Source organism: Clostridium sp. (genome assembly GCF_051656525.1).
In the GTDB taxonomy this organism is placed as follows: domain Bacteria; phylum Bacillota; class Clostridia; order Clostridiales; family Clostridiaceae; genus Clostridium.
On sequence record NZ_JBOGCC010000113.1, the window covers coordinates 1 to 3857 of the forward strand.

Annotated in this window: 5 protein-coding genes; all 5 read left to right on the forward strand. The window is 26.4% G+C overall.

The genetic code is table 11. The annotated features are described in order from the left end of the window. Window positions 1-20 precede the first annotated feature (20 nt). Window positions 21-1109 carry an FtsX-like permease family protein gene (locus ACRDDY_RS04975; RefSeq protein WP_438563869.1) on the forward strand — a complete coding sequence of 363 codons (1089 nt, stop codon included), beginning with the start codon at window positions 21-23 and terminating at the stop codon, window positions 1107-1109. 3 nt (window positions 1110-1112) lie between these two features. Then, entirely contained in the window at window positions 1113-2300 is a 1188-nt protein-coding gene (locus ACRDDY_RS04980; RefSeq protein WP_438563870.1) for an ABC transporter permease, read from the forward strand. Then, window positions 2301-2984 (forward strand): ABC transporter ATP-binding protein, encoded by a 684-nt coding sequence (locus tag ACRDDY_RS04985; RefSeq protein ID WP_438563871.1) that lies wholly within the window; start codon window positions 2301-2303, stop codon window positions 2982-2984. A gap of 98 nt (window positions 2985-3082) precedes the next feature. Next, window positions 3083-3523, forward strand: coding sequence for an ACT domain-containing protein (locus tag ACRDDY_RS04990; protein WP_438563872.1), 441 nt, complete (start codon window positions 3083-3085; stop codon window positions 3521-3523). A 48-nt stretch (window positions 3524-3571) separates the two neighbouring features. Continuing rightward, a partial coding sequence (locus ACRDDY_RS04995) for an aminopeptidase P N-terminal domain-containing protein (RefSeq protein ID WP_438563873.1) occupies window positions 3572-3857 on the forward strand: 286 nt, incomplete at its 3' end.

Genomic DNA, 3857 nt, shown 5'->3' on the forward strand with positions numbered 1-3857 from the left:
TTTTAAATAGGAGAGAGTATATGAGATGGTTAATAAATAAATATAAGCACAATAAGAAGAATGTTTTATTTTTTATTGTAGGAAATTTTATAGCAATAACATTTGTATCAGTAGGAATTAGTAGTATAAATCAAATGAAATTTTTAGCAAGTGAAAAAAATGATGGAATACCAGAAAATACAAGAGTATTGGGAGTTAGTTTACAGAAAAAAATAAAAATTTCAGATGTGGAAAAAATGGTGAGAGAATTTCCGAGAGAAGGATATTATAAAATAGTAAATCAATCAATATATGTGAGTAAGGGAGATAAAAGAATAGGTTCGCCATTGCATATAGTATTCGGAGAACACAAAGAAGATAGTTTAAGAGTTTTAGAAGGAAAAGATGGAAATAAATTAGTAGGGAAAAAGTTAAAAAAACATATAGATAAAGATAATTATATATCTTTATATGGTGAGAGAATAAAAGTAGATGGAATAATTGGAGGAACTGAAGAACTATCAAAGTGGGATAGTAGAATAATATTAGATATAAACCAAATTCCAGAAAGAAATCAAAGAAGTATTGAGAATGGTAATTTTCAGTTATATGTAGAATCGAAAAATGAAAATGTAGATATAATAGTAGAAGAGATAGAGAAGATTATACATAAAAATGGATATCCAAATGCTATAATAAGCTCAAGTTTATTACAAACAGATGAGATGCACTTGGAGGATTATAAGGCTTATAGTAGTGAATCGATGAAAGATATAGGAATCGTATATCTTATTAGTATAATAAATTTAATATTTATTACGAATAGATGGATATATGGATTAAGAAATGAAATTGGTGTAATGAAGTGTATGGGAATTAAAGAAGGTACTATAATAAAACGGATTTTTTTAGAGTATCTGATAGTAGTTTTTATAAGTTTAATATTATCTTTAGGTTTTCAGCAGTTGTTATATAAGATTATTTTAGGGTTTGACATAATATATTTTAAGGTAACAATAAGCAATTTGATTTTAGGTGGGGGAATAGCAATAGTAACGAGTGTATTAGTGTTACTTAATCCTATTAGGAAAATAATAAACCAACCTCCAATTAAACTTTTAGGGAGGTAGGTTATGAAATATTTTAAATATTTAAAATCAAGTATACTAGGGAAAAAAATATTTGTTATTTTAACGATAGTCCAAGTTGCAGTAATTGGAGTAGTATCTATGGAACTTGCAAATTCATTTTATAAACTAACATATAAAGAACAAGACTTAGCAAAGAATACTAATGTAGATATAGACAAGGTATGCCAATTAACTATATATGGAGATAAAAGTAATGTTAGAAATTTTATGAATAAAGTAGAGTCAAAAATAAAAGTTGGAAGTTATTATTATAGTAATCATTACTATGAAAAGGAAAATAGAGAAAATGAAAGTAAAGTATTAGAAATAGATGAAAATATGTATGAACTTTTAGAAGCTAAGATAGTTAAAGGGAGAGGATTTGAAAAGAGGGATTTTGGAAGAGAAGGAATGAAAAGTATACTTCTTTCTGAAAAGTATATAGACCAATTTGAGTTAAATGAAGTTTTAGAATTAACATTTGATGAAGATATAAAACTAGAAGTTGTAGGATTTTTTAAAGAAAATATTAAGTGGTTACCAAATCAAGATGTTGAGGATGTAGGCTTAAATGAATTAAGTGACTACATAGTAGGAGCATTTACAAAGAAAGATATTGAAGATGTTAGTTTTTATGATATGACAGGCTCGACAACATATGTGGTAAATGAGAAAGGAGATATTAATAAAATTAGAGAAGAAATAGAAAGAATTAATAAAGAGTATAATTATAATGTTGAAGTATTGAGTATTAGAGAAAGAATAGATAGAAATAGAGAAGATGTAAAACCTTTAATTATGCAAGATATGTTCTTTTTAATATTTGTAACTATAAGTGCGTTAATAGGTTTAGTTTTAAATATATTATGGACGATAAGTATAAGAAAAAAAGAATTTGGAACAAGAATAGCTGTAGGTTTTAATGTCTTTAACATACAAAAGTTATTGATAATTGAGAATGTTATTATAGGAAGCATTGGTGCAATAATAGGGATGGGTATAACTTATAATAAGCTTCTTGAAAGTGTAGAGTTTTTAAAAATAGGTGGTCTTGAAATGGTTATATTACCTAATATACAGATACTATTTGTATTTATAGCAATTATAATAATAATTTCAATGACGTCTTATTTTGCAACAATGGGATTAAATAAAATTTCAGTGAAAGATATGATTGGGTGTGATGAATAAATGAAAATAATTGAGATGAAAGAGATATCAAAAAAATATGGACAAACAACTGTGTTGAAGAATGTAGATTTACAAATTGAAGAAGGTGATTTTGTATCAATAATGGGAAGTTCTGGTGCTGGAAAATCAACATTACTTAATATAATAGGATTAATGGATACAGCAACTGATGGAGAGTATGTAATTGATGGAGAAGATATTAAGGGTTTAAACAATACAAAGTTAAGCTTTATAAGAAATATGAAAATAGGCTTTGTTTTTCAAAACTTTGCACTTATGAATAGTTATAATATTTATGATAATATAGAACTACCTTTATTCAGAAGAAAAATGAGTAGTAAAGAGAGAAAAAGAAAAGTTTTGGAAGTAGCTAAAAAATTAAAAATAGAAGAACATTTATATAAAATGCCCAATCAGTTATCTGGAGGGCAACAACAAAGAGCTGGTATAGCAAGAGCATTGATTGGGGAAGGGAAATTAATCTTAGCAGATGAGCCAACGGGAGCATTAGATAAAAATACAGGAATTGAGATAATGGAAATATTTAAAAAGTTAAATGAAGAGGGAAAAACTATTATAGTAATAACACATGATAGTAATGTAAATGAATATGCAAAAAGAAAAATTAGCATAGAAGATGGGGAATTATTTGAATATCAAGAGCATATAAATAGGAAATACTAAAAACTCGCTTAGGCGAGTTTTTTATATAAATAGGTTAAAGATTATGGTAATATATTCAATAAGGATAAATGAGAATTTAAAAAGGGGGTATAAAAACGATGGAAGAAAATAAATTTTATATTGTAAATGGGGACGTGCTTCCGGATGTATTTTATAAGGTTCTTGAGGTAAAGGAACTTCTTCACACAGGGAAGGTGAAGGATATATCAGAGGGCGTAAAGGTAGTAGGAATAAGTAGAAGTACTTATTATAAATATAAGGATACTGTTTATCAAATGGCTGAAGGGGTTAACAGCAAAAAGATAACTATAGTATTACTTTTATCACATAAATCAGGTGCTTTATCAAGGGTTCTTGATTTTATTGCAACAAATAAGTTAAATATATTAACAATTAATCAAGATATACCTATAAACATGAGTGCTAATGTTACAATAACATTAGATGTATCTAAAATAAAAGGTGATGTTAAAAAATTCTTGTATAAAATAAGTGAAATAGATGAAGTAATAAAGGTAAGAGTTCTAGCTGTTGAATAGCTTAAATTAAACAAAAGAAAAAGAGTAAAAAGAAAGAAGGTAATATCTATGAAAAAAGAAGTTTTTGAACTTAATAGAAAAAGATTAATAGAAAAGTTAGATGATGATTCTATATTAATATTACTAGGAGGAGAAGCTCCTAAGAAAACAGCAGATGAGAAGTATGGATTTACACCTAATAGAAATTTTTATTATTTAACAGGATTAAATGAAGAAAAACATATTATTGTTATTTCAAAAATAAATGGTGAAGTAACTGAAAAGATGTTTATAAAAGAAATAGATTTAGAAATGGAAAGATGGCTTGGAAAAACTATAAGAAAAGAAGAAGTTT

What these genes read in the sequence shown, in the direction of transcription:
- ACRDDY_RS04975 (WP_438563869.1), top strand. Translation starts at nt 21, where the DNA reads ATGAGATGGTTAATAAATAAATATAAGCACAATAAGAAGAATGTTTTA.
- ACRDDY_RS04980 (WP_438563870.1), top strand. Translation starts at nt 1,113, where the DNA reads ATGAAATATTTTAAATATTTAAAATCAAGTATACTAGGGAAAAAAATA.
- ACRDDY_RS04985 (WP_438563871.1), top strand. Translation starts at nt 2,301, where the DNA reads ATGAAAATAATTGAGATGAAAGAGATATCAAAAAAATATGGACAAACA.
- ACRDDY_RS04990 (WP_438563872.1), top strand. Translation starts at nt 3,083, where the DNA reads ATGGAAGAAAATAAATTTTATATTGTAAATGGGGACGTGCTTCCGGAT.